The organism is Bartonella koehlerae C-29, from assembly GCF_000706625.1.
GTDB lineage: Bacteria > Pseudomonadota > Alphaproteobacteria > Rhizobiales > Rhizobiaceae > Bartonella > Bartonella koehlerae.
In genome coordinates, this window is sequence record NZ_KL407334.1 from 107,095 (window position 1) to 133,214 (window position 26,120).

The 26,120-nt window shown below is 39.4% G+C and carries 17 protein-coding genes and 4 pseudogenes; 10 read left to right on the top strand and 11 right to left on the bottom strand.

The window, feature by feature from the left end; genetic code table 11:
* The first annotated feature begins 475 nt into the window (after nucleotides 1-475).
* The 4 genes and pseudogenes from O9A_RS00535 (at nucleotide 476) to O9A_RS00550 (ending at nucleotide 3,802) form a co-directional block, all read left to right on the top strand.
* Nucleotides 476-765: pseudogene (locus O9A_RS00535) on the top strand (helix-turn-helix domain-containing protein).
* Nucleotides 766-1,131: 366 nt separating this feature from the next.
* The gene (locus tag O9A_RS00540; protein ID WP_034457750.1) at nucleotides 1,132-2,175 is read left to right on the top strand and encodes a tetratricopeptide repeat protein; all 1,044 of its coding nucleotides are present in this window, start codon (nucleotides 1,132-1,134) and stop codon (nucleotides 2,173-2,175) included.
* A gap of 249 nt (nucleotides 2,176-2,424) precedes the next feature.
* Complete coding sequence (gene efp, locus O9A_RS00545; RefSeq protein WP_034457753.1) at nucleotides 2,425-3,000, top strand: elongation factor P; 576 nt, start codon at nucleotides 2,425-2,427, stop codon at nucleotides 2,998-3,000.
* 10 nt (nucleotides 3,001-3,010) lie between these two features.
* On the top strand, nucleotides 3,011-3,802 hold the full coding sequence (locus O9A_RS00550; protein ID WP_034457755.1) for an inositol monophosphatase family protein: 792 nt from the start codon (nucleotides 3,011-3,013) through the stop codon (nucleotides 3,800-3,802).
* Between the two features lie 717 nt (nucleotides 3,803-4,519).
* Here the strand turns inward: O9A_RS00550 and O9A_RS00555 are convergent.
* Nucleotides 4,520-6,310 (bottom strand): ABC transporter transmembrane domain-containing protein, encoded by a 1,791-nt coding sequence (locus tag O9A_RS00555; protein ID WP_034457757.1) that lies wholly within the window; start codon nucleotides 6,308-6,310, stop codon nucleotides 4,520-4,522.
* Between the two features lie 188 nt (nucleotides 6,311-6,498).
* Here O9A_RS00555 and rpmE point away from each other — a divergent pair, with 188 nt between their 5' ends.
* Nucleotides 6,499-6,720 carry a 50S ribosomal protein L31 gene (rpmE, locus tag O9A_RS00560; RefSeq protein ID WP_034457759.1) on the top strand — a complete coding sequence of 74 codons (222 nt, stop codon included), beginning with the start codon at nucleotides 6,499-6,501 and terminating at the stop codon, nucleotides 6,718-6,720.
* A 2,972-nt stretch (nucleotides 6,721-9,692) separates the two neighbouring features.
* On the opposite strand, the gene O9A_RS00575 is transcribed toward rpmE, so the two are convergent.
* The 4 genes from O9A_RS00575 to tkt form a co-directional block, all read right to left on the bottom strand.
* Nucleotides 9,693-10,724, bottom strand: coding sequence for a class I fructose-bisphosphate aldolase (locus tag O9A_RS00575; protein ID WP_034457765.1), 1,032 nt, complete (start codon nucleotides 10,722-10,724; stop codon nucleotides 9,693-9,695).
* A 108-nt stretch (nucleotides 10,725-10,832) separates the two neighbouring features.
* Nucleotides 10,833-12,026: a phosphoglycerate kinase gene (locus O9A_RS00580; RefSeq protein ID WP_034457767.1), complete on the bottom strand. Its 1,194-nt coding sequence runs from the start codon at nucleotides 12,024-12,026 to the stop codon at nucleotides 10,833-10,835.
* Between the two features lie 343 nt (nucleotides 12,027-12,369).
* On the bottom strand, nucleotides 12,370-13,377 hold the full coding sequence (gap, locus tag O9A_RS00585; protein WP_034457769.1) for a type I glyceraldehyde-3-phosphate dehydrogenase: 1,008 nt from the start codon (nucleotides 13,375-13,377) through the stop codon (nucleotides 12,370-12,372).
* Between the two features lie 247 nt (nucleotides 13,378-13,624).
* Complete coding sequence (gene tkt / locus O9A_RS00590; RefSeq protein WP_034457771.1) at nucleotides 13,625-15,631, bottom strand: transketolase; 2,007 nt, start codon at nucleotides 15,629-15,631, stop codon at nucleotides 13,625-13,627.
* A gap of 333 nt (nucleotides 15,632-15,964) precedes the next feature.
* Here tkt and O9A_RS00595 point away from each other — a divergent pair, with 333 nt between their 5' ends.
* Together O9A_RS00595 and O9A_RS00600 are read left to right on the top strand one after the other, a co-directional pair.
* Nucleotides 15,965-16,240 carry a DUF4164 domain-containing protein gene (locus O9A_RS00595; protein WP_034457773.1) on the top strand — a complete coding sequence of 92 codons (276 nt, stop codon included), beginning with the start codon at nucleotides 15,965-15,967 and terminating at the stop codon, nucleotides 16,238-16,240.
* A gap of 12 nt (nucleotides 16,241-16,252) precedes the next feature.
* Entirely contained in the window at nucleotides 16,253-16,630 is a 378-nt protein-coding gene (locus O9A_RS00600) for a cell division protein ZapA (protein WP_034457775.1), read from the top strand.
* A 732-nt stretch (nucleotides 16,631-17,362) separates the two neighbouring features.
* Here O9A_RS00600 and O9A_RS07535 read toward each other — a convergent pair.
* From O9A_RS07535 to O9A_RS00615, 3 genes and pseudogenes are all read right to left on the bottom strand, one after another.
* A pseudogene (locus O9A_RS07535) lies at nucleotides 17,363-17,656 on the bottom strand (pyruvate kinase); the annotation flags it as partial.
* 94 nt (nucleotides 17,657-17,750) lie between these two features.
* A complete protein-coding gene (gene pyk, locus O9A_RS00610) occupies nucleotides 17,751-19,187 on the bottom strand; it encodes a pyruvate kinase (protein WP_034457778.1) in 1,437 nt (478 codons plus the stop codon).
* Nucleotides 19,184-19,717, bottom strand: coding sequence for a DUF1036 domain-containing protein (locus O9A_RS00615; RefSeq protein WP_034457780.1), 534 nt, complete (start codon nucleotides 19,715-19,717; stop codon nucleotides 19,184-19,186). Before O9A_RS00615 ends, pyk begins: the two co-directional genes overlap by 4 nt.
* 236 nt (nucleotides 19,718-19,953) lie before the next feature.
* Here O9A_RS00615 and O9A_RS00620 point away from each other — a divergent pair, with 236 nt between their 5' ends.
* The 3 genes and pseudogenes from O9A_RS00620 to O9A_RS07540 all read left to right on the top strand — a co-directional run bounded on the left by O9A_RS00620 (nucleotide 19,954) and on the right by O9A_RS07540 (nucleotide 22,765).
* Nucleotides 19,954-20,211, top strand: coding sequence for a DUF2312 domain-containing protein (locus O9A_RS00620; RefSeq protein ID WP_034457782.1), 258 nt, complete (start codon nucleotides 19,954-19,956; stop codon nucleotides 20,209-20,211).
* Nucleotides 20,212-20,674: 463 nt separating this feature from the next.
* Nucleotides 20,675-21,395, top strand: a pseudogene (locus tag O9A_RS08170) (integrase); the annotation flags it as partial.
* Nucleotides 21,396-22,217: 822 nt separating this feature from the next.
* Nucleotides 22,218-22,765, top strand: a pseudogene (locus O9A_RS07540) (GNAT family N-acetyltransferase).
* Between the two features lie 266 nt (nucleotides 22,766-23,031).
* Here the strand turns inward: O9A_RS07540 and O9A_RS00630 are convergent.
* The 3 genes from O9A_RS00630 to O9A_RS00640 all read right to left on the bottom strand — a co-directional run bounded on the left by O9A_RS00630 (nucleotide 23,032) and on the right by O9A_RS00640 (nucleotide 26,027).
* Nucleotides 23,032-24,894, bottom strand: a complete 1,863-nt coding sequence (locus tag O9A_RS00630) for an ABC-F family ATP-binding cassette domain-containing protein (RefSeq protein WP_034457784.1) — start codon at nucleotides 24,892-24,894, stop codon at nucleotides 23,032-23,034.
* On the bottom strand, nucleotides 24,894-25,292 hold the full coding sequence (locus O9A_RS00635; RefSeq protein WP_034457786.1) for a YMGG-like glycine zipper-containing protein: 399 nt from the start codon (nucleotides 25,290-25,292) through the stop codon (nucleotides 24,894-24,896). The genes O9A_RS00630 and O9A_RS00635 overlap by 1 nt, the downstream gene beginning before the upstream one ends.
* 99 nt (nucleotides 25,293-25,391) lie before the next feature.
* A complete protein-coding gene (locus O9A_RS00640) occupies nucleotides 25,392-26,027 on the bottom strand; it encodes a thiamine diphosphokinase (RefSeq protein WP_034457788.1) in 636 nt (211 codons plus the stop codon).
* Nucleotides 26,028-26,120: the final 93 nt, after the last annotated feature.

Genomic DNA, 26,120 nt, shown 5'->3' on the forward strand with positions numbered 1-26,120 from the left:
AATTTGAATAACACCCTCACCTTTAGTGTGTAAAGCACACTCCGTTTATTGATAATTTGCTCTAGCAAGCAAGAGCCAATAAACTAAACAGTTATGCTTTTCTCATTATTTTGAGTCTGATAAGAAGCTAACAACTCTCACCTTAAAAAATTCGCTTCAAAAACTGTTTCAATTTTTATTGTCAAAATTACTTTATGGTTTAAAAGACGTTTTGATCGTATACGTAACGGTCAATAGGGAAAACAGGCTTCTAAGTTCGATCATAAAAATGAACCCACTAATGTGGAAATTTCGGAAGTTTTTGCTATGTCCAAGTGCTTTTCAGCACTAAAAGCGAAAAACTGACTCGAGCTCAATGCTTAATTACTCGCGGAATACCAATGCAAGGACGCTTGCACCCAGCGGAGAGAAATGCCCCAAAAAAAAACCTCATAACGACATTTTTGTTGGCAAAAAAATTCGTTTTAAGCGAAAAATGCTGAAAATGTCTCAAAAACAATTAGAGCATTGCTTAGGAGTAAGCCCCCAACAAATTCAGAAATACGAAAAGGGATTAAATCGTATAGGAGCGGGGCGTTTAAAGAAAATTGCTGATATCATGAATGTTTCTATTTCCTTTTTTATGTCGATATCTTAATAAAACAAGAGAGCCCATACCATCATGATGAAATAATCTCGAGCAGAGAGGAATACCTGCTTTTAAAAAGATTTCGAGTTCTCACCTCGGTAAAACAAAGAGCAATTTTACAGTTGATCTCTGATTAAAATGAAAATTTTAAAAATCGTGTTATAGAGTGCTATACTTTCTGTTTATCAGCATTTATGCGTATTTTTAAAAGGCAACTCTCTCCTCAATGTAAATGCTTTTTGATTTTAGATGATGAGCCCTTAAAAGAGTATTGCTATAAATGCGTGGTATCTGTTTTAACTTCTTCAATCCCCTAAAGGACAAAAATTCCTCCCATAAAAAACAACAAACGATTTTGTAAATTTTGATGAGATGGTGAAAAGCGCATGTGCATTTATTGCCATCAAAGAGAACATCTTGGTGTATAATAATTCTTTTCCCCTGCTTGAAATGAGAAAAGAAAAATGTGAAACTTCTTCACTGTGATGAGGAGGAAAATATCTATGATGAAGAAAAGCATTAAGCTAGTGACCTTGGGAATGATTGGATTTACAATTTCTATTGCAAATTCTGCTAGCATTGCTGAAGAACCCTCAAGCTTTCAACGCTCTTTCAATACCATCCAAGATCCTGCAAACACTGAAAAACCTTTCCGCCCCTTGCAAGCTGGAGAATATGATCAAGCCTATGATTATTATATCCAAGGCTATTATCTGAAAGCTTTTCGTGAAGCGCTCAGGCGCGCTGAACAAAATGATCCCTTTGCACAAACTCTGGTTGCTCGGATTTATATAGAAGGATGTGCTGTTCCCATAGATGGCGCACGCGCTGCTTTGTGGTTTGGACGTGCAGCAAAACAAGGTGACCCACAAGCGCAATTGCGTTATGGACTTATGTTATTTGATGGTAATTTTATTGCACAAAACCAGGAACTTGGTGAACAATTTATTCGAAAAGCTGTAGATTCTGGCATAAAAGAATCCTATTATTATTATGGGCAATTGCTTCTTTATAAAGCCTCACGCGAGAAGCAGGTTCTTGCAGGTGTTTTTTCCCAAAGCCAAGAAAATGAGGCAATAGATCAAGCACTAAAATGGTTCTTAAAAGGTGCAGCCCTTGGTGATGCTGCAGCTGCTTTCGCTGCAGCAAAAATTCTTTCTTTAGGGACTTTAACAAGGCCAAAGGATGATCGTAATGCACGCAAACTTATGGAAGTTGCTGCACAAAATAAACATCTTGAAGCCCAAATTCTTTTAGCACAATGGCTTGTACAAGGTCGTGGGGGAGAAACTAATTTTCCACGTGCTTTTCATCTTCTTCTAAGTAATGCCACCAAAATGATCGCGCCAGCACAGGTTTCTCTGGCAAGACTTTATCGCGATGGAATAGGAACAAAAGGCGATATAGTAAAAGCAGCGGCATGGTATATGCTTGCAAAGCAAGCAAAAATACAAGCCCCCGATCTTGAAATGATGCTTGAAGGTATGGACCATGCACAGCTGGAAGAAGCACGTAAAGAAATCATAAAGCTTCTGCCTATTTTTTAACACAGGCTTCAGAAAAATGATGTTTTTTGCTTCAAATCTATAAATTCTCACAAAAATCTTTGTGCAAATTTTTAAAATCCTTGCGTCTGAGTGCTTTTTATGGTCTTGCAAAGGTTGACAAAGCGAAAATACACAAAAGTTTTTTGGGAGTACTTTTTTTTAGGCTTTTCTCTCTGCAAAGACGATAAGTGATCTCTCTCAAGGGTAAAAAGAGAGAACTTTTTGCAAGAATGGAATTGGATAAAGACGATGAAAATTAATGGCAATGAAATTCGACCTGGTAATGTGATTGAACATCAGGGAAGCTTATGGGTCGCTGTAAAATGCAATGCTGTAAAACCAGGAAAAGGTGGTGCATTTAATCAAGTTGAAATGAAAAATTTGATAGATGGTACAAAACTCAACGAGCGCTTTCGTGCAGCCGAAACGGTTGAAAGAGTACGTCTTGAACAAAAAGATTTTACTTTCCTTTATCAACAAGGTGATGCTTTGATTTTTATGGATTCGCAATCCTATGAACAACTTGAATTACAAAAGGATTTTGTTGGTGAACGTGCTGCTTTTCTCCAAGACGGGATGACTGTAACTGTTGAACTTTATCAAGAAAAACCGATTGGCATATCGCTCCCCGATCAGGTGAGTGTGACAATTATTGAAGCTGATCCTGCCCTCAAAGGGCAAACGGTCACAGCCTCTTATAAACCTGCCATTCTTGAAAATGGTATTCGTATTCTTGTACCACCTTTTATTAACGCCGGAGAACGTATCATTGTTGATACCAATGAACTGATTTATTTGCGTCGTGCAAATGAAAAGGATAAATAAGGGATAAAAGATGCCGCAATCTGCAGTCATGAATGTCATGGTGCAAGCCGCTATGAAAGCAGGGCGCTCTTTAGTGCGCGATTATGGTGAAGTGCAAAATTTGCAAGTATCTTTGAAAGGGCCGGCAGATTATGTAAGCCAAGCGGATCGTAAAGCGGAAAAAATTATTTTCAATGAATTAAACAAAGCACGACCAAAATTTGGTTTTCTGATGGAAGAATCTGAAGAAATTATTGGAGAAGATTCCCAACATCGTTTTATTGTTGATCCTTTAGATGGCACAACAAATTTTCTTCATGGCATTCCTTTCTTTGCTGTTTCCATTGCCTTAGAAAGTCAAGGAAAAATCGTTGCTGGTGTTATTTATAACCCTATCAATGATGAACTTTTTACCGCTAAACGCGGGAGTGGTGCTTTTTTTAATGACCGACGTTGTCGTGTTTCTGCACGGCGAAGATTAGAAGATTGTGTGATTGCTACAGGCATGCCCCATTTGGGACGTCCAGGTCATGGAACCTATCTTATTGAACTACGCAATGTGATGGTGGAAGTTTCCGGCATTCGCCGATTTGGAACTGCTGCTCTTGATTTGGCCTATGTCGCAGCTGGAAGAATCGATGGTTTTTGGGAAGATAACCTGCAAATTTGGGATATGGCTGCTGGAATACTGATGGTTCGCGAAGCAGGCGGTTTTATCACGGATAAGGAAGGCGGCGATGATATCTTTCGCAAAAAAAATATCATTGCTGGCAATGAGCACATTCGCATCAAGTTAGAAAGAGTCCTCAAAAAAGGCATTTAAACCCTATAGTCTTTTAAAAAACGTACAATTTAGTTTTAAAAAAGCCCTTACAAACTATTTTAGGATTTCATTTTATTATAACAAATTATTATTGCTGTATTTTATCTAAAAATCATAAAACAATCATCTTGAATGAGATTATAGTAGAAAGTATTTTTCCTTACACATCCATGCCATAGTTAATTCACGCGCTTTCTTTAAAGAAACATTTCTTAATGCTAGCAAACCCATTTCACAATGAGTGCGCCCGTGAATAGCATAGTGAAAAAATCATTGAGCTCCATCAGCTTTACACTTATGAAGTGTACAAACAAGCTTTCTCATTCTCTTTGTCAACTCAAAATGTTATGACAGCTCTTGATACTTGAGACGATTCATAAGAGGTATTTTTACTCCTTGTCTTTACTCATTTTTACCCATACACCAGCCCCATACTGATGACAAGCAAACAAGCGACTTTAATTGATTCAATAATAAGAGAACTTGTGATGAAAGAACTTTACTGTATTCGGGGGTCTGATTTAAATTAAAAAAATGAATCATTGGCATCATACATAAGAATGCGAATTCTGCTAAATAGTGAAAGATAATAAAAACGCATAACTTATTGCTTTTATATCCTCATGAAAGAACTCTTCAAAACACTTATAAACCAGTGATGATGCCAATGTTGATAACAGCAGCTTACAACTCTATAATAACAGTTTATTCAAGAGTTTACTCAGGCGAAAATTGTAATTTAGCTAAATACGCATAAACCCCGTTTTGTGCGACAAGTTCTGCATGTGTTCCTTCTTCAACAAGAGTGCCTTTCTCCATCACGAGAATACGATCGGCTTTTAAAATTGTTGCCAAACGGTGAGCAATTACCAGTGTTGTTCGATTTTGCATCAATCCTTCTAAGGCTTCTTGTACTAACTTTTCACTGTTTGCATCTAAGGCTGATGTTGCTTCATCAAGCAGTAACAGGGGAGCATTTCTTAAAATCGCGCGAGCAATACCAATACGTTGTTTTTGTCCACCAGAAAGCATAATACCGCGTTCTCCCACTTCTGTATCCAAACCATTTGGTAAGACTTCAATAAACTCAAGTGCGTTTGCTGCTTTAGCAGCGGCGATGATTTGCTCTTCAGTTACATTTTCGGTTCCAAAAATAATATTATTGCGCAATGTACCATCAAAAATGGCGACATCTTGTGGAACATACGAAATCGAACTGCGTAAATCTTGCAAAGAAAGGCGATTGATTTCCACACCATCAAAGCGAATTTGCCCACTTGTTGGATCATAAAAACGAAGGATCAAAGAAAAAATTGTGCTTTTTCCTGCACCTGAAGCGCCAACAAAGGCAACCGTTTCCCCAGCTTTGACAGAAAAGGAAAGAGAACGCAAAATCTTCTCTTGTGGTCTGGAAGGATAAATAAAATTCACCTGATCAAAAATAAGAGCACCTTGAACAGGTTTTGCTAATGATGCAGGAGCCTTTGGAGCTAAAATAGTAGGCTGTTCTTGCAACAATTCAGCAAGCCGTTCAGCAGCGCCTGCTGCTTGGATTAATTCCGCTCCCAGTTCTGATAATTGTGCAAAGGTAGAAGCTCCAAAAACCGCATAAAGCACGAATTGACCTAATGTTCCACCCGTCATAGTGCCATTCAAAACATCCTGAGATCCAATCCATAATACAGCAATCACACTGCCGAAAACCAGAAAAATTGCAAAGCCAGTAAAAAAGGAACGCAGAATCACGGAAGCACGTGCTGTCTGAAAAGCACGTTCTACCAACTGCGAAAAACGTTTAGAAACAAGTTTTTCAGCGGTAAAGGCTTGCACAGTGCGAATGGCGCTGACCTGTTCGGTTGCTAAAGCGTTGGCATCTGCAATACGATCTTGCGCAGCGCGTGTACGTGTACGAACCTTGCGCCCAAAAACAACTAACGGAATAGCAATAAAGGGGATAGCAAGCAAAACAAGCGAAGACAATTTGGCATTGGTGATAACCATCATGATAATCGCTCCGATCACCACAATCAGATGACGCAAAGCCGTAGAAGCGGTTGAGCCAACAGCCAATTTTATTTGAGTGGTATCTGTTAAAAGCCGTGAAACGAGTTCACCAGAATGGGAACGATCAAAAAAAGCAGAAGAAAGTTTCATAATATGCAAAAAGACATCACGCCGTAAATCAGCAACAATCCGTTCTCCCAAAGTGATGACACAATAATAACGGCAAGCTGAAGCAAGTGCAAGCAACAAGGCTAAAACAAACAAAAGAGCGAAGTAAAAATTAATATGGCCATGACTTGAAGTAGAAAAACCATGATCAAGCATTTGGCGGATAGCAACGGGCAAAGCAAGAGTCACAAAAGCAGCAACAGACAAAGCAAGAAAGGCAAAGACAAATAACCAGCGATAACGCACAAGATAAGGACTAAAAGTTGTAAGCGAAGAGAATGAAGGCTTCGTATGGGAAAATTTTGTAGATTTTTCTGAATGATTGAAAAGATTCATTGGAGTTTCTCTCACTTATAAAATTGTTTATAACTCTTGATGCGATAATGCATTTTGAACACTTGTTTTTTGATGCGTGCTTAGTTATATAAAGGGAACTTCAACCAATTTATCAAAAAGACGAAGCGAGCGCACTTAAAAAGTGAGTAAGTGCCACTTTAGTTTTACCAAAATAGAAAGTTTACCACATGAAAGCCAATATTCATCCCAACTATCATAGGATTACCGTTGTTATGACGGATGGCTCCCGGTATACGACGCGCTCTACCTGGGGGAAAGAAGGGGACATCCTTAATCTGGACATTGATCCAAGAACGCATCCAGCTTGGACAGGTGGATCTCAAACATTAGTAGATCATGGTGGTCGTATTTCTAAATTTAAAAATCGTTTTGGTAATTTGGGCATGTAAAAGCTTATTTCTGATCGTGAAAAACGAAACGATTGCAAACAAAATGATACGCCATTTCTGACGAATGCGTTTCAGAGTGAAACCAGTTGGTCTATTTTCAACCTTCAGAAAATACTGCCCAGAGCTTTTACGATAGAAATCTTACAATTGGAAATTTTAGTAAATAAAGAGTATGAAAATGAGCACCCCACCTTAATTTAAGGCGGTTTTTTTATGTATCACAATAAAAATGCATAACAATTACGCTTGACAGAGATTATAAAGAAAGAACTATCCTTAACCTGGATATTGATCCAAGAATACTTCAGCCCAGACAAATAACAAAGTGAACAGGTGAATTTCAAATATTGGTGGATAAAAGTGATCACATTTCTAAATTTAAAAATCGTTTTGCTAATCTCAGCATGGGAGTTTTTTTTCTGATTGTGACGAGCAAAAAAACTGCGAGCACAGTGATGAGAATTCTGGCAAGAGAATTGCGCGGTGCAAACAGATAATTTATTTTCGACTTTGGAAAAAATGTGTTGAGAAAGAAAGCACTATAAGCTGTAATTTTTCAAGTGATAAAATATAATTTTTTATCAAGAAGTTTTTCTCTGAGATCAAAAACACCTTTTCTGTTCTAGCAATAGCTATCGTGCGAAACTGTTTCAAAAACAATACATAGATAAAATTTACAAATTTATGCTTATAAAACACGAATAAAAGCCTCTTTCTAGTGATGATGAGAACTCTCAAAACTACCCAAATAGACATTTTGAGGATTATCATTGTAAGCTATTTTATAATAAGATTCTGAATAAATTTATAAAGTCCTGCTTTATACATCCGCAAAAGAGGAAAATTTTCTTTTCACCATTGCTATTGTTCACTATCGAACTCCATTTATAACGCACACTGGATTATCGATTTGGATTCCCCTTGGCTATGCGCATTTTACAAAAATCTTTTGATCACATAAAAGTTCTCTCATCGTCTGAACAATTTTTGCTCTTTTTAATTAAATCCAGCCATGCTTATAAAGAACAACAGAGTGATTTTAAGAATATAATGCAATCTTTACCACTCTTACATCAGCCTCTTTGAGGCTGTTATATTTCGTTTTTTCAAACATTCTTACTTATGAAATCAAAAAAACGACTGGCTGATAAACCAACATTGGCGGTTTAGCTATCAGGACATGACGCCTTATCATCAAAAGGAACATCAAAAATGACAGAATAAGAAATAAAAACACAACGTCGAGAATACGACTCCACAAAGCGAATTCTTTCATAATAGATATGTCCATAAAAAAGATTTTAGTCAATAGAAGATTTGGCCTACAACTTGAAAAGCAATTTTAGAACGGATAAAATAGACAAATCATAAACCATTATATGCAAGAGCAGATGCAATAAAAAAGTGATGGTAAATCTCACAAGAGCTCTATTTTATGCCTTTATAAAGATAAGATGCAAACACTCAACCCACACAAAGTGGAAAAAAAGCAACTCACTGCGCTATTCTAGAATTAATTTGCGCTCTCTTCCAGCATTGTATAGCCTGCTGCACAAAACTGTCTACCCTAGTTTAACAGATACTTTGTCCCGCTGTAGTTTGTCATCAGATTTTGTACCAATTTATTTTTCAAAGGGTTTTTAAAGGGGTTCTCAAGGATCTTTAAAGACCTTTCAAAGCCTTTTCACAGTTTTACACTCAAATTCCTGATTTTTACGATTTTTTTGCGATTTTAGGTGTGAAAATCCATTTTATCGAAGTGCACATTTAATGGTAAAAATTAATCATAAAAACAGTAAATTACAACGTATTACTACCTAATCCCATCTCTTCCCATTTAGTACAAAACCTACTGTCAAACGATACCCGTTAAGATCCATTATAAGAACCTCCTCACCGAAGATAAAATCGTCTACCAATTGCCAGTGCCAAAATCAGCACAAGGGTAGAAGTTTTTTTAAGGCATTTTCAGGACATAAAATTCCCCCATGCAAAAAGGTGGAGCAAAGCCATCTTTACGTTTATGAAGGAACAAGCCAACCCCATCATTCTCTTTAGCCAGCTCACGATGTCGCAACCCTTGGCATTGAGACAGTTCATAAAAAACATCTTTACTTCTTTCTCAAAGTGTTTTTATACACAGACAATCCCACTTGTAACATACAAGCGAATAGTTTTGTTTGATTCGCTATAAGAGGGTTTGAAATGAGAGAATCTTACGATATTCTCGCTCTTATTCAAGATGCAAAATGATGAATTATACTTATAAATAAAGGTTTTATGTCCACATACAAAGCAATTCCTACGCATCGGATGAAAACCACATGATCAACAAATTTTCAAAAAAAAATTGAGTAAGGTTTTTCAAGAAGGAATCTCCTTACAGGCTCTCAAATCGCATTTTGCAGCATCAATAATGATGAATGAATGTCGAAAAAAATCCACGAAACAAAACTATCTTCGTGCATATCTAGTGGTAGCCAAGCCCCAGCAAGTTCTCTTACTTTGAGAACCTTCTTCACCGTTTGTATAACTGTCAAAGAATATGAACTATCCTTAGCACACGCACGAGTTCGTAAGGCGGTATACTCAATCTCCTTACCTTTCGAGCTTTTAGTCTCTTCATCAACAGTTTATCGAAGAATGTGGATCGCTTTCTGAAAATGAACCTTTTTTCAGCCCCTGCTCTAACAGAAGCAATGCGAGCATCTTTTCCGCCAATCACCATATCGGGTTTTAAAATCATGCCCTCGAAAAAAATACGCGCTTCAGACGATTCACACTGTGTTCAAGTCTGATTTATTCACCTTGAATCTGCCCATCTTTTAACCTGCGGTTAAACAACTTCTGGCCCCTTCGTGCACAAAACAGAAAAATATTGCACCCTTAAACATTTTGATACAGCATGAGATTTACATCTTTCACTTAAAAACCAAAATTTTAACCGCATTAAAGCGGCGTTTTATCGTTTTTTAAGTACAAGATTTCTCCTGCTCTTTTGTCCATTGTCCTAAAGCAGCAAGATGGTTCATCCGTGCGCGGTGACAAAAAGCCTTTTGTGCAATAACAATATTTTCATCTTTCCCGCCCCACGCTTTCAACGCAGCTGCTTGCAACGCCCGCCCATAAGAAAAGGTCAATTTCCAAGGCAATATCCCCAAAGCATTTATAGCCGATAAATGCGCCGTAGCTTCTTCATCAGTTTGTCCTCCAGAAAGAAAAGCAATTCCTGGAACAGCAGTAGGAACAGTCTGTTTAAGAACATAGACCGTTTTTTCAGCCACTTCTTCAACAGAAGCAATGCGAGCATCTTTTCCATCAATCACCATATTGGGTTTTAAAATCATGCCCTCGAAAAAAATACGCGCATCAAACAATTCTTTAAACACAGTGTGTAAAACAGCTTTTGTTACTTCAAAGCAGCGTGTAATGGAATGCTGGCGTGATGGTCCATCCATCAGCACTTCCGGCTCAACAATCGGCACAAGACCAGCTTCCTGACATAAAGCAGCATAGCGCGCGAGAGCTTGTGCATTTTGGCTGATTGCTCCTCTTGTTGGGAGAGTATGTGCATCAATGGCAATGACCGCACGCCATTTAGCAAAACGAGCTCCCAAAGCATAATAACCCTTTAAACGTTCACGAAGGCCATCCAATCCTTCTGTAATCGTTTCCTGAGGAAAAGCTGCCAACGGTTTGGCACCAATATCGACTTTAATCCCTGGCACAGCACCTGCATCACGAATAAGATCTGTCAACATTTGCCCCGTAGATGCTTTTTGACGCAGTGTTTCATCAAATAAGATGACACCAGAAATAGCGCTTTCCATGGCTTCTTTTGCAGTAAAAAGCATTTCACGATAAGCGCGACGATTGTCTTCGGTGCATTCCACCCCAATGCTTTCAAAACGCTTTCTAATCGTTGCAGTACTTTCATCTGCTGCCAAAATACCTTTCCCCGCACTTACCAAAGTAAGCGCTATATCTTCAAGACGTTCATTCATTTAAAAAATCCTCTTTATCCTGTCTTAATTTCCAAAAGTATGCAATGCACCAGCACACCTTCCATAACCATACAGCTTTTTTAAAACTGTCCGTTCAAACGAATTCCTCTAAGCCTGCGTGAGAGCTAAAATACCAGGCAGCATCTTGCCTTCCATCCATTCCAAAAAGGCTCCACCAGCAGTTGAAAGATAAGTAAAATCATCAGCAACACCAGCATGATTAAGTGCAAATACCGTATCTCCTCCTCCAGCAATTGAAAGCAATTTCCCTGTCAAACTAAGTTCTGCGGCATGGCGTGCCACTGCAATCGTTCCTTGATCAAAAGGAGACATCTCAAAAACACCAAGGGGTCCATTCCACACAAGGGTAGCAGCTTTATCGATGACGGCATTGATATGCGCAATAGAGCGCGTACCAATATCCAAAATCATCCCATCCTCAGGAATATCTCCAATATCATAAAGACGATGCGGCGCATCTTTTTCAAAGCGAAATCCAACTATTGCATCTACGGGGAGTAGAAGCCGACATTGGCACTCCCGTGCTTTTTCAATAATTTTTTTTACCGTTTCCGTCAGCGCATGTTCACATAGTGACTTTCCAACACGAACCCCTTGCGCAGCTAAAAAACTGTTGGCCATGCCACCACCAATGACCAAATAATCGACTTTTTCAACCAAATGATTGAGTACAAAAAGCTTACTGGAAACCTTCGCCCCTCCAACAAGTGCAATCACCGGACGCGCTGGTTTACCAAGCCCTTTTTCCAACGCTTGCAATTCACATTGTAAAGAACGCCCTGCATAGGAAGGCAAAAAATGTGTTATCCCCTCCACCGAAGCATGGGCACGATGAGAGACTGAAAAAGCATCATTGACATAGAGATCTCCATTATGGGCTAGAGCCTCAGCAAAAGAGCCCGCATTCTTTTCTTCACCTGAATGAAAACGAACATTTTCAAGCAGTAAAACGCCACCATTTTGCAACGCTTCAACCGCTGTCTGTGCAGCTACACCAATACAATCTGATGCAAAACTCACCGATTGGTTAATTATTTTTTCCAGCACTTGCACAACAGGGCGTAATGAAAATTCTGGCTCCTCTTGTCCTTTGGGGCGCCCACAATGGGAAAGAAGAATAAGCTTAGCACCACGCTTTTGCAATTCAACAAGTGTTTCTTTATGTCGTTTAAGACGCGTTTCATCGCAAACTTTTCCTTGCGCCATTGGCACATTAAAATCCACCCGCACAAGAACACGTTTCCCTGCGACATCAACATCATCAAGTGTACGAAAACCCATCACTGCTTCTTCTTCACTTTCTATTGTTTCAAATAAAAACGTACCCGCTTAACTTTCTCCCCCTTTGAGCCTCTTTTTGCTTTTACAGAAAAAAATTTACATCTGTATTTTCTGAAAGCTTATCTCATTCAAAAAGGCATTTTTCGAATTTTCTCCTTTCATGCGATTAAAAAAAAACCACAAACATTCTACCAAAAAAGGACAGAACTTCAATGATTTAAGCAGCATCTTTTCTACACACAAATAGAAGTCTTAACTGTTTTTTTCAAAAAGAATACAGCTTCATTTCTTATCATAAACTTGACTTTCTTTATAAAATGAGAGGCTCCAAGATCCTCTCATTTTATATTGTTTTGGCAAAAGCCACAGCTGTATCACCCATACGGTTTGAGAACCCCCACTCATTATCATACCAAACCAAAACACGACAAAGCTGACCATCAATGACTTTGGTTTGATCATTGTGAAAAATAGCGGAATGTGGATTATGGTTAAAATCACAACTCACGAGCTTTTCATCAGTATAGTCCACAATTCCCTTGAGTGAACCTTGTGCAGCAGTGCGAATAGCGGTATTAATTTCTTCAACCGTTGTGGAACGCTTAGCAGTAAACGTCAAATCAACAACGGAAACATTCGACGTTGGAACACGAATCGACACCCCGTCAAGCAATCCTTTTAATTCTGGCAACACCAATTCCACCGCTTTCGCCGCCCCTGTTGAGGTCGGGATCATAGAAAGAGCCGCCGCACGTGCACGATAAAGGTCACGATGCATTGTATCCAACACAGGTTGATCGCCCGTATAAGAATGGATTGTTGTCATAAATCCCCTTTCAATGCCAACTGTGTTATGCAAAACTTGTGCAACAGGCGCCAAACAGTTGGTTGTACAAGAAGCATTCGAAATAACATGGTGCTCTTTTCTCAAAGACTGATGATTCACTCCATAAACCACAGTGAGATCTGCACCTTCAGAAGGAGCAGAAACAAGAACACGTTTTGCCCCCGCATCCAAGTGGGCACTTGCTTTGTCACGGGCAGTAAAAATACCTGTACACTCCAAGGCAATATCAATATCCAAAGCCTTCCAAGGCAATTGCGCTGGATCACACTCTGCGAACACTTTTATCAAACTAGAACCGATATCAATAGCATTACCAACAACCCGAACAGTGCCAGGGAAACGTCCATGGACAGAATCATAGCGCAACAAATGGGCATTAGTTTCCACCGACCCCAAATCATTAACGGCTACAACTTCAATATCTTGTCGTCTACTTTCCATAATGGCGCGCAAAACATTGCGCCCGATACGACCAAACCCATTAATTGCAACGCGAACACTCATTTCACATTTTCCTTATCGATTTTTATAGCATAACACATGGGTATTGGTTTCCAGCACCCAGAAATCATTCACTTCTACAACCTTAAAATCCTGTCATCCACGTTCCACGATAACAAGCAAACTCTCGCGTGCCATAAGTCCAAATTTATGCATTGCAAGAAAACCCATCATTTCACATTTACTTCGTTGATTTTTTTATGGCACAATAAATAGGTATTCATTTCAACCGTTTTCAAATCATGAAGACTCATTGCATATTTTCCTCATGGATTTCTTCAAGCTTTTTTTCAACAACAGCGACCACATTCTCACAAGTGATACCAAAATGCCTATAAAGCGCATCAATGGTCCCACTGGCACCAAATCCTTGCATGCCAATAAACACCCCATCATTGCCGATAAAATGATCCCAACCTTGTCGGAGAGCAGCTTCAATAGCAATTTTAATTGGTGCATCACCAATGAGAGCCCTCTGATAGGAGAGAGATTGCTGTGCAAAAAGTTCAAAACAAGGTACAGAAACTACACGTGTTGGGATCCCCTTTTCTTCTAATACCGCATGTGCTTTTACCGCAATTTGCAATTCTGAACCGGAAGCAAACAAGGTAACTTGCGCATCATCACTCGCCGTAAGTAATTCATATGCACCAAGCATACAAAGATTTTCTTCTCCATACTCCCGACGCAAAAGTGGTAAATTTTGTCTACTCAAAGCCAAAGTAGAAGGTGTTTTGCGTGTTTTCAAAGCCAATTGCCAACACTCGACAGTCTCAACAGCGTCAGCAGGACGGAAAACAAGATGATTAGGAAGTGCACGCAAGGAAGCCAAATGCTCCACAGGCTGATGGGTGGGTCCATCCTCACCAAGACCAATAGAATCATGGGTCATCACATAAATAACCCGTAACCCCATGAGAGAAGACAAACGCATTGCGGGACGCATATAGTCGGAAAAACATAAAAAGGTTCCTCCATAAGGAATAAAACCTCCATAAAGGGCAAGACCATTCATCACAGCTCCCATGGCATGTTCGCGCACTCCATAATGCAGATAGCGCCCTGAAAAATCTTCAGCAGAAATACTCTTCATCTGACTGCTTTTGGTATTATTCGATCCGGTTAAGTCAGCAGAACCACCAATGGTTTCAATAACGACTTTATTAATCACTTCAAGAGCCATTTCCGAAGCTTTACGGGTAGCAACGCACGGACAATCCTCCACCAATTTCTTTTTATAAGCAGCGATAGCGCCATCAAATCCACCCACAAGATCGCCACGCATCAATCTTTCAAACTCTACCCGTTCTGAGAGTGGAAGAGCGGCGAATTTTTCTTTCCATTTTTGTCGTTTTTTAGCGGCATTAAGACCAGCCAAGCGCCAACTATCAAGGATATCGGCTGGAATAAGGAAAGGCTCCGACTCCCATCCCAAAGCGATACGAGTTTCAGCAATTTCGGATGCACCTAAGGGTGCTCCATGAACTTTATTAGTTCCAGCTTTATTGGGAGCTCCAAAACCAATGGTTGTTTTACAAGCAATCAAAGTTGGTTTATCGGAATTTTGTGCAACCTCAATAGCTCGTGCGACTGCCGCTTGATCATGTCCATCAACTTTATGTGTATTCCAACCAGACGCTTTAAAACGGGCTATTTGGTCAGTACTATCAGCAAGAGAAATTTTTCCATCAATGGAAATGTTATTATCATCCCACAATACGATAAGCTTATTGAGTTTCAAATGTCCAGCAAGGGAAAGAGCTTCTTGTGAAATCCCTTCCATGAGGCACCCATCCCCAACCAGCGTGTAAGTGTAATGATTGATGAGATCACCAAAGCGTACATTCAGCAGGCGCTCCCCCAGAGCCATTCCTACGGCATTAGCCAACCCCTGCCCCAGTGGTCCAGTGGTCGTTTCGATTCCGGCAGCATACCCATATTCTGGATGCCCAGCAACCTTAGAGCCTATTTGACGAAAGTTTTTGAGATCTTCAAGGGAAATATCTTCATAACCAGAAAGATACAAGAGAGCATAAAGCAACATAGAGCCATGGCCAGCCGACAACACAAAACGATCACGGTTAGGCCAATGAGGATTTTTGGGATCATGAGCAAAGAATTTTGTATAAAGGACGGTGGCAATATCAGCTGCCCCCATTGGCAACCCCGGATGACCAGAATTTGCTTTTTCAATCGCATCAATAGCAAGAAAACGGATAGCATTAGCCATCTGTTTCTGTTTTTCGGTATTTGTCATAAATGATAGACCACTTTGTTAAACGCGTTTTTTTGTTGTTCTTTCATATTCTCTTAAATTTTTTGAGAAATACTTTTCAGTTCATTTCAATCGTCAGCGTGAGACCTTTTGCGATTACTTCAGTAACATTCCCCTCACACATCCTTTATGCACATATCATTTATGCCAATACTCTCAAAAAATCCAGCTTTTAATTAACAGCTACCTCCCGCTTTGCTTGCTAAAATATCCTACATACTTAAAAATAGACTCTGTACAAAAAAAGAAAATGAGTGATTCGTTTGTGCGTAAAGAATTAATAAAGGATACACTCACTTGGAGGATGTAAATATCATGAACCAAGAGACTACGGTTCTATCACAAACTTTAGAGCAATTGGAAAAAGCACTTAGAACCTTAGAAATCGCCATTATAAACCGCAATGCGGTTATTGATAAAAACAACGAATGGGAAGAAGAAATTCAACGAATGAACGCGGATCGTAGCCGTCTTGCCCAAGCGCTTGATAAGGCTGAAGCGCAAGTTGAGCGGCTAGAATCGGTAAACAAAGAAGTTTCCAAACGTTTAATTAAAGCGATGGAAACGATTCGTGTCGTAATTGATAGATAAAGGTTTTAAGACATGGAAACGGTTTCCGTCACCATTGATGGTAAAGTTTATCGTATGGCTTGCGATAAAGGCCAAGAACGCCATCTCACTGAGCTTGCGGCTCGATTAGACCAATATATCACACATTTGAAGAAAAATTTTGGTGAAATTGGTGATCATCGTTTATCGGTTATGGCTGGGATTATGATTATTGATGAAATGGAAGAAATAAAACGAGAAAATGTAAAACTACAAGAAGACTACGAAGCTCTTTTACGACTCCATAATGAAAGAGATCACGCCATAGGCAGAATTATGCGTGATACAACAAAACGCATTGAAAAGCTTACCAGTCAATTACTCAAAGATGAGAAAAACAGCCTTATTCCTCAAGAACAGGAAGATCTCTAAACGCATATTCGTGTTTAACAAACCAGCACTATAACACTCAAAGATCGGCATAAACAAGCATGATTGCCCACGCATCATTGTAAGAGAATCATCTCAATTGCAACAACTGCAGACAAACGGCATGTGTTCTAAAAGAAAAAAAAGCGCATGCGCTCTACATAAACTGCCGTAATCCCATGCAAAATTTCTTCTAATTAAAAAGTCTAATACAAGAAGTATTGGACATTGCTATCTTTACACTTTGAAGATACGAACCAATACTGAAAGATACGCGTTAGCATCATCATTCATCATGGTATTGCGATAGCCCTTGCCTTTAGACGCTTTTTCTTTTTACTCCTTACTCAAAAGATTTTCATTCACATGTCGTTTCCTCTTAATGAACAAACAAGCATATATTTTTTAGCAATTTTTTTGTTCACGCATGCAAAAATTTTAAGAAAAACTTCTTGGACTCAGGGCATTCCTTCAAATTTCAAAATGATTAATTATCATTATAAATTAGTATATTGACTAGTATAATAGATAAAGCCATCTCTCAATATCTCAAAAGACCATTTGGCATAAATCAAAGAACAGTAGACCATAAACATCATGTTTAAAGGCTCTAGCCCATTATAAGCACAACTTCTTTAAGATAAAAACCAAACGCTGCTTTATCAGACGGCATTACAGCATTGATCCCCGCAAAGTCCCTAGACCAAAACGCCACACTATTTTCACAAAAGGTTATAAAGCAATAATGGGCCTATTCAGATGCTTCTGTGATATACGTAACACCCATTGCACTTGAAGTGGTATAAGCAACAATGGCTGTCAATTGAAGTGTCTCAGCGATCTGACGTGCTGCAAGAGATATCACATCGGGTTCCCGTTGCCTCTGGCGCCGGATGCTATACTCCAACCTGATATAATCTTGTTCGATTTGTTGGGCGATTCAGACCATCACAGCATGGCTTCTTCAGGATAAAGACCAGAGGCAGATTCCGCAGAGACCATGACAGCATCGCTCACTACATAAACCGCTACAGGAAGACCATACATCCCTGCCCATATATAAACAGATGACAAACGAAATGCATTCTTTAAAACATAAAGAACCCATGTCCAAATATTCTTGTTAAACACCCTTTGTTCCGTCTTGAGAAACAGAAGCAATACGCAAGAGGTTAGTAGCACCAGGTGTACCAAGGGGAACACCAGCTGTCACAAGGAAGCGATCTCCCCCTTGGCAAAAGCCTTCTTGAAAAGCAATCGCCGCTGCACGATTAACCATATCCTCTAAATCCCGAGCATCTTCACTGACCACACAATGAAGCCCCCAGACCAAAGCCAAACGCCTTGCTGTTTTCACAATAGGTGATAAGGCAATAATGGGTCTGTTCGGACGCTCCCGTGATGCGCGCACACCCGTTGTACCTGAAGCAGTATAAGCAACAATGGCTGTCAATTGAAGTGTTTCGGCGATCTGACGTGCTGCAAGAGAAATCGCATCGGTCCCCGTTGACTCTGGCGCAGGATGCTGTGCCCCAACCTGAGCCGCGTAAGTATGATCTTGTTCGATTTGTTGGGCGATTCGGTCCATCATCAGCACGGCTTCTTCAGGATAAAGACCAGAGGCAGATTCCGCAGACAACATGACAGCGTCAGTTCCTGCATAAACTGCTGTCGCAACATCAGAAACTTCTGCTCTTGTAGGAACAGATGATGTAATCATTGACTCGAGCATTTGCGTAGCCACCACAACGGGTTTTCCGGCTAAACGACAAGCTTTTATAAGTTCCATCTGAATGGCAGGAATCTTCTCCAAGGGCATTTCCACACCCAAATCTCCCCGTGCAATCATAATACCATCGGCAACATCAATAATCTCTTCTATATGCTCCAAGGCTTGAGGTTTTTCGATCTTAGCCATCAAAGACACCTTGCTTTTGATCAACGCACGCACCGCTATAATATCCTCCGGACACTGGATAAAAGAAAGGGCAACCCAATCAACAGGCTGCCCCAAAACTGCCTGAAGATCAGCCTTATCCTTTAACGTCATCGGGCCAAAAGGCAAAATTGTATCGGGAAGACTAACCCCTTTTCGATCAGAAATACGGGTTCCAGCAACTACACGACACTGTACAGAATAACTATCACACACCTGTGCAAGCAGTTCCAGCTTTCCATCATCAATCAACAACCGATCACCGGGTTTGACAGCTGCCAACACTTCCCCGTGCGGAAAAAAAACACGCTGAGCATCACCAAGAACATCACGATCGTCCAAGGTAAAGCTTTGCCCAATACGCAAATTTTCTTGCCCTTTACCAAAACAGCCAATGCGTAATTTTGGTCCCTGGAGATCCACTAAAATACCGATTGGCCGGCGAACAATTTTTTCGACCTTCCGTATGCGCTTAACCAAATCAACCATTGTTTCACGATCTGTATGGCTCATATTCAGACGAAAAACGTCTGCTCCCGCCATAAAAAGCTTCTCAATCATGGAAATGGAAAAAGAAGAAGGGCCAAGAGTGGCAATAATTTTTACTTTACGTGCACGCTTCACGGTAGAGAATCTCCTGAAAGAGAAGGGGACTGTACAACCGAATTGTTGAACAAAGACTCATCAGTCAACTGTACCATCCAACTGGTTTGATTCCCCGTATCAATTTCTTTAAATTCAGCCTTTTGATAACCACGGGGGAAACAATCATGAACCCCTTGAATAGTAAATTGGCTATCTTGCACACACATAGTCACCGAACCTGGCCAGCTGTTTTTTTTCTCTGCTCCCTCTGCATAAAAGTAATAAAATCGTGAAGAAAGAGGACCCTCAATCAAGGTTTTACACCCTGTCACAGGAACTACCCACCACCCTTCGCTTACCCATCCTGAAAATGTACGATACCCAAGGGCGACGCCAACGGGTTGTTGAGTCGTATTACAAACCCGGAAATCAGCTTTTGCAAAACTAGCAAACGACAACAAGAGTAAAATACTCAAGAGAAAAATCTCTAATCTTCTCTGAAACACCCCTGTCTGTTTTTTGGTAATCACAAAACTACCTTTATGACGTAAACCACTAAAACAAAACATACACCCCTTTATCTTCTCTGTTCTCAAGAATTTTCCAAATGTATATAGATATATTTTTACTCTTTTCTTCTTAGTGCCCTTTTGTCAATACAAAGAGCTTAAACTTTTACAAAATATTTAAAGTCAATTTGTAAAAAAACTGTACAGTTTGATTAACTTCTTGTTCTTCAGGCTTACTTACACAACTTTATCATCGAAAAAACAGCTTAAAACATAAAAGTCCGGAGAAAAAGCAAATGAACACAGTTACCGATGAAACACACACTATATCCGTAAACCAATTACGCGCTTTTATCGAACGCATTGAACGATTAGAAGAAGAGAAAAAAAACATTTCTGATGATATTAAAGAAGTTTACGCCGAATTGAAAGGCTCTGGTTTTGATGGTAAAGCTGTGCGAAGCATTATACGATTACGTAAAAAAGAAGAACATGAACGCATGGAAGAAGAAGCCATCATCCAGCTTTATAAAAATGCACTTGGTATGAGTTAACGCCATTGATGACATTAGACCTTTTCTCAAAATGAAGAGAGAATAGAAAATGCAAAAAAAAATGAATAATGCACATCAATTTTTGCCAGAAATGGACAGCGCATGTCACTTGTGATAAGATAATTAACAGCATAGCGCACATTTGGAAAGAGATTTTTTGAGAAGAAAACTTTGATTTATAAGAATAATTCATTGTTTTACCACGTAAATGAGAGCTCCGAATTTTATAAGATTCTCTCATCTCAAATTCTCTTGAATCAATCAAAATTATTCCCTACCATATCACAGGCAGGATTGGCATATGGGTAACAACTCTTCAAGAAAGGAGTAAAAATGCCTCTTAATGAAACATCTCTATGCAAGGGCTAACGCAACAGTTTAAGCTGAAAAAGAGAATGATAGTGCCGGCTTATACCTTCATAAGTGTAAAGAGAGCGATACGTAATGGCTGTATCATTATACCATTCACGAGTTCTTCACAAATGCCATCGTGAAAAAAGTTTGGGAGCATTAAGAGATAACTCGTTAAAACAAGCGCGTGAACTTGTAACACAATGGCATTCTGTTCTTCGTGAGGGACGTGATCCACTAAAGAACGCAATAAACAAAAGTGTGAGGGACAATGCGTAATCTCCGTTATTTAAAAAACATTGCTTCTAAATGCTTTTAAAAACCTTAAAGCCGAATTTAAAAATGACAGTAAAGATGGGAACTGGTTTTCAACTTTACAACTTTATATTCTTCTCAAATTAGATTTTATACCTGTTTCAGAAATTACTCAAACAGAGATACACAATACCCCTTGCTCCTATTTGGTAATAAAAGTTGCAATAACAGAAAAAGCACTTATCCCTCTCAATTTTTATCTCAAACACGCTGATGTCTTAGGTTTAGATGTTGATTTACAAACAACAGCAAAAGCAAGAGCTTTATTAGGTAAACAACGTCATAAAGTTAAAAACACGCCTGCTATGGATTGGAGAAATATCTCAGCTTTTTATCAAACACTTTGGGAAACAACAAGCATAACACATCTGGCTTTGCATCTTCTTATCCCTACAAGTGCTCATACAAATCTTTTGCGTCATATTTGTGAAGAACAGATTGACGGCGATACATGGACTTTCCCTGCTAACACTATGAAAGGAAGGCGTGATGCTACAGAAGATTTTCACACGCTTTTATTATTATAAACCTAAAGAAAGTGAAGCATAATGATTTTTTCAGTATACCATTCACGGGCTCTTCACAAGCACTATCGTGAAAGAAGCTTGGGAGCGTTAAGAGATGTCTCTTAAAAAAGTGCGTAAATGTGTAACATAATGATATTCTATTTTGCATAGCGTTCTATTTTGCATGAAAGTATAATGTCTCTTAAGCCCGCAGTATTCTTCTACTTCAAGCACTCTTTAAAGAGGTAAGATGAAGAAACAGGTAGATGCAAATGGAGTCAAATAACTGTTGGAGATTAAATCATGAAAAAATTGACGCTAAAACCGGTTAACAAACTTCTTAAGAAATAAGTAGAAACACAAACAAATTTAAGCGTAAATGACACAATCATTTAAGGTAAGAAGAGACTGAACCGTCACAGAGTCACAAATTCAGAGTAGTGATCAAATCACCAAGAGATTGAGCATTGGCAATTCGCGTGCAATGACAATAAAGTGCCCCCTATAATTTGCAAAACAATTTCGTGAATGAATAAATCAAACATCTAAGGAAAGTCTATAAAACAATAAAGATATTGTTGAGAAGCATAAAAAAACTTATCCATTTAAAAATCACACTGTAAAGCGCAATCAAGAACAACCACACATGATTAAAAGAATATCCGATTATTTGTAATCTTTTCCCCTCATTCTATCCTCCCTCACAAAAAATTTATCGTTTCTGATGAAATTCCTAGTTAACTTCCCACATTTTGAGATTAATCTCACCAAAAAGGAAAAAAACATGTTAAAATACAGACTTATACATTCCTATGAGGAGAGGACTATGACTCTATCAAAACAAAACGGACAATTTCCACATTAATCGGTTTAGAAGATGCAGGTGAACTGTCTTCCTATTCCCTGCACAATGCAAACCCTCTCTATCCTTGGGAACCGATCAAATCTGATGATCACAACTCCCTCACAGTTTGGAAAACACAAGCCGACACCTTCGCTTGTGAAAGTGCACAAGAAACAGCATACCGATATGCCGTACGATTAAAAGTGACAAAACCATCATCACCGTGGTAGAATTTTCAAATATAATTCGTGGTTTTTTTCAAGCCTGCCACCTTGGTTTTTCTTTTTATGAAAAACAATAAAACTAAAGTCTCATGTTTGAGATTTTATCTGCTTTGATACTCCATGCCTTTGATGTTTATCACCTGCATAGAGTAGTCGCAAACTATAGGCCCGAAAACATCAGAAGTAGAGTTTTATTGAAACGCCTTGGTTTTGAGAAAGAAGACTACACTAGAGATTGTCTAATAACTTCCGGCACATGGAGAGATCACATTCTTACCTTTCAAATTCATGATTCTTATAGCTTAAAAGATTAGAATAAAGCATGATCAAGGTGTTTTTAGCAGTTGAGTATGATAATATTTAAACCTCACGAAATTATGAAGAGGTTTCTTTTCTATATCTTCGCACAAAAGTTTAAGTTCCAACTATTCTTCTTCTTTTTGCACGCAAGTATTTTTCGCTTCTAGTGCACGCACACATCTCATAAAGAATTGTGCAGAAAACAGATAAGAAATGAAAGAAAAGCAATGATTCAAATCTATAAAAAGCTTCTTGAAAAAGGTTAACGCGAACACGTTTTTTATGACTTCACACACTCTATATCTTCGCGCAATAATTCAAGTTCCAACCATTCTTCTTCTTTTTTCGTGCAAAGTTTTTGCTTTTCTTGAAGCTTTGTAGAAAGATACTCGAAACGCTCTTTATCATTGCAATACAGTACTGGATCAGAAAGTTCTTGTTCAATTTTTTTTATTTCATCCTGTAAAATAGCGATTTGTTCAGGCAATTTCTCCAGCGCATAAACCTGCTTATAAGACAATTTACGCGGTTTTGTTTTTTCCCGCTCCATAAAACAACCATCTGTTGATAAGATGGTTTTTTCATTCTCGCACAAACGAGGATTTGAAGACGCTTTACACTGTGATACCACCCCCTCCTTGCGCCCTAACAATGCAGCTTGCTTGTTTTGTGCCATCATGTCACTATAACCGCCAGCATACAAAATCCAATGCCCTCCCCCCTGCGGTGCCAACATATGAGTCACAGTGCGATCTAAAAAGTCCCTATCATGGCTAACCAACAGCACAGTTCCAGCAAAATCTGCAATAAATTCTTGCAACACATCCAACGTTTCCATATCCAAATCATTGGTTGGTTCATCGAGAATCAAAAAATTTGCTGGGCGCGAAAGAAGTCGAGCAAGCATAAGGCGGGCTCTTTCTCCACCTGAAAATTCTTTAAGCGGTGTACGTGCTTGTTCAGGTAAAAACAAAAAATCTTTCATATAAGACACCACATGGCGCTCTTGCCCATTGATCACAAGAGTATCACCCCTCCCTCCCGTAAGATAATGTGCCAATGTTTCCTCTTCATTTAAAATGCGCTGTTGATCAAGCAATGCCATGGAGATATTATATCCATGCTTCACTATTCCACTATTGGCCTCTTCCTGCCCAATCAAAACAGACAGCAATGTAGTCTTTCCAATACCGTTGGGACCAACCAGACCGATTCGATCACCACGCTGAATGCGCAAAGAAAAATCTTTCACAATAACGCGCGCACCATAAGACTTTGAAATGCACTTTGCTTCCAGCACCAATTGACCAGAATCGTGGCTTTTAGCAGTTGTCAAAAGCGCACTTCCAGATGATTTTTTATAGGTTTGATAAAGCTGTCGCAGTTCTTTTAAAGTACCCAAACGCCGCACATTTCGTTTACGCCGTGCTGTCACCCCATAGCGCAACCATTGTTCTTCACGGGCAATCTGTCGCCCTAATTTGTGTTGTTCGAGAGCTTCCTCTTCAAGAGCCTTATCACGCCAATTTTCAAATTCTGAAAAACGTTTTTCCAGTCTTTTGGTGATCCCCCGATCAAGCCACACCGTTGAATGCGTGACATTTTCTAAAAATCGCCGATCATGCGAAATCACCACAAGCGCTGAACGCAAAGAACATAAAGTACCTTCAAGCCATTCAATGGTTGGTAAATCGAGATGATTGGTTGGTTCATCTAAGAGAAGAATATCGGGTTTTGCAGCTATGACTTGTAATAATGAAACGCGCCGCCTTTCACCACCAGAAAGGCTTGCCAATTTTTCGGTTCCCGAAAAACCAAGATTTGCCAAAAGAGTATTGATCCACTGTGCATCAGGTGCATAATCCAAACCACCTTCTATAAAGGCATGAATATCTTCAAACCCTAAAAAATCAGGATTTTGTGAGAGATAACGGAGTGTTGCCCGAGGGTGGCGAAAAATCTCCCCCTCGTTTGGTTCTATCATTCCAGCAGCAATTTTTAACAGGGTTGATTTTCCACACCCATTACGTCCCACTAGCGCAATACGCGCACCTTGTTCAACCGTTAAGCAAGCTCGGTTGAACAAGGGCGTTTTTCCAAAAGTCAGGAAAATGCGGTCAAGCCGCAAGAGCGGTATCGCCATTAACGAACGCGTTGCGGACAAGGTGCTTGATACATGATACCTCTTCTATCACGGTAAGTACACAATTGTGGTGTCTGCACTTTTTGAGCACAAGGCGCTTGGTAAATTTGGCCTTTACGATTACGATATGTGCACATTTCTGGACGTGAAACAACAATTTGTTTTTTTTGTCTTTGCTGATTGACAGCAGCACCTGTCACAGACCCAGCAAGTGCACCAACTGCTGCACCAGCGAGTGCTGCTTCGGGCGTACCTCCACCAATTGCTGTTCCAGCTAAAGCGCCTATTGCCGCACCTCCTACACCGTAACGTGCAACGCGTTGCTCATTTAAAGTACATGCCACCGTACTTAAACCAATAACGGAAATAACTGCCACTTTCAAAATTGATTTTAACATATAAAAACCTCTCCTTAACAAGATCAAAACATAAGTACATTTTATGTAGGCACTTTATCACTTATCCCCCCCTTCTGCATTATATATACCCGAAGAATCTTATGGAATAGATACAGATGCCAACATTATAGCTTTTCCAGAACATAAATGACAAGAGAAGGTTCCACAAATGCGGTTAGAAAGCGTCAAAGAAGACCCAAATGACACATTTTTATCACAAAGAGACCATTTTGCACCTGATATGGTTAATCCTTTTAAATCAGAAAAACCAATGATACTAAACAAAGAACCATCAGGTAAATCACATGAAAAAGGCTTTGGCAAAAGTGGCCAACCTTCTTCACAACCACTGGTCAATAACACTGAAATGCCTTTTTCTTCCATTACCAGTGCTTGTGTCATATGAGAAAGGCTATGATCGTTTCTTTCACCTCCAAAAGCACCACACAAAATAAGTTTTTCAGCCCCCTTTTGGAGAGCTCTTTCACATGCCAGTGCACTATCAGTCATATCTTTATCAGGGGGAAAAACCTCACGGGGAACGTCTGCATATTTACTTTTTAAAGCCTGTTGAGAGGAATCAAAATCGCCCAACCACAACTCAGGGACCACATTGAGAGCTTCTGCATGACGCATTCCGCCATCAGCCGCAATCACGCGACTGTTGCGAATTTGGTTACGCAAACGATCAGTGATAAAAAGATCTCCATTTAACAATATTACAAACGTTGTCATGACAGATCATGCCTTTCATAATGCTTTCCTTTTATATCATCTTTGTATAAAAATAATTGTGATAGAGTTGAAAGCATCCTTTCTAAATTCCTA

Bases quoted from the DNA above. Each gene is read 5' to 3' on its own strand.
- O9A_RS00540 (WP_034457750.1), top strand. From the start codon at position 1,132: ATGATGAAGAAAAGCATTAAGCTAGTGACCTTGGGAATGATTGGATTT.
- efp (WP_034457753.1), top strand. From the start codon at position 2,425: ATGAAAATTAATGGCAATGAAATTCGACCTGGTAATGTGATTGAACAT.
- O9A_RS00550 (WP_034457755.1), top strand. From the start codon at position 3,011: ATGCCGCAATCTGCAGTCATGAATGTCATGGTGCAAGCCGCTATGAAA.
- O9A_RS00555 (WP_034457757.1), bottom strand. From the start codon at position 6,310: ATGAATCTTTTCAATCATTCAGAAAAATCTACAAAATTTTCCCATACG.
- rpmE (WP_034457759.1), top strand. From the start codon at position 6,499: ATGAAAGCCAATATTCATCCCAACTATCATAGGATTACCGTTGTTATG.
- O9A_RS00575 (WP_034457765.1), bottom strand. From the start codon at position 10,724: ATGAATGAACGTCTTGAAGATATAGCGCTTACTTTGGTAAGTGCGGGG.
- O9A_RS00580 (WP_034457767.1), bottom strand. From the start codon at position 12,026: ATGGGTTTTCGTACACTTGATGATGTTGATGTCGCAGGGAAACGTGTT.
- gap (WP_034457769.1), bottom strand. From the start codon at position 13,377: ATGAGTGTTCGCGTTGCAATTAATGGGTTTGGTCGTATCGGGCGCAAT.
- tkt (WP_034457771.1), bottom strand. From the start codon at position 15,631: ATGACAAATACCGAAAAACAGAAACAGATGGCTAATGCTATCCGTTTT.
- O9A_RS00595 (WP_034457773.1), top strand. From the start codon at position 15,965: ATGAACCAAGAGACTACGGTTCTATCACAAACTTTAGAGCAATTGGAA.
- O9A_RS00600 (WP_034457775.1), top strand. From the start codon at position 16,253: ATGGAAACGGTTTCCGTCACCATTGATGGTAAAGTTTATCGTATGGCT.
- O9A_RS00615 (WP_034457780.1), bottom strand. From the start codon at position 19,717: ATGTTTTGTTTTAGTGGTTTACGTCATAAAGGTAGTTTTGTGATTACC.
- O9A_RS00620 (WP_034457782.1), top strand. From the start codon at position 19,954: ATGAACACAGTTACCGATGAAACACACACTATATCCGTAAACCAATTA.
- O9A_RS00630 (WP_034457784.1), bottom strand. From the start codon at position 24,894: ATGGCGATACCGCTCTTGCGGCTTGACCGCATTTTCCTGACTTTTGGA.
- O9A_RS00635 (WP_034457786.1), bottom strand. From the start codon at position 25,292: ATGTTAAAATCAATTTTGAAAGTGGCAGTTATTTCCGTTATTGGTTTA.
- O9A_RS00640 (WP_034457788.1), bottom strand. From the start codon at position 26,027: ATGACAACGTTTGTAATATTGTTAAATGGAGATCTTTTTATCACTGAT.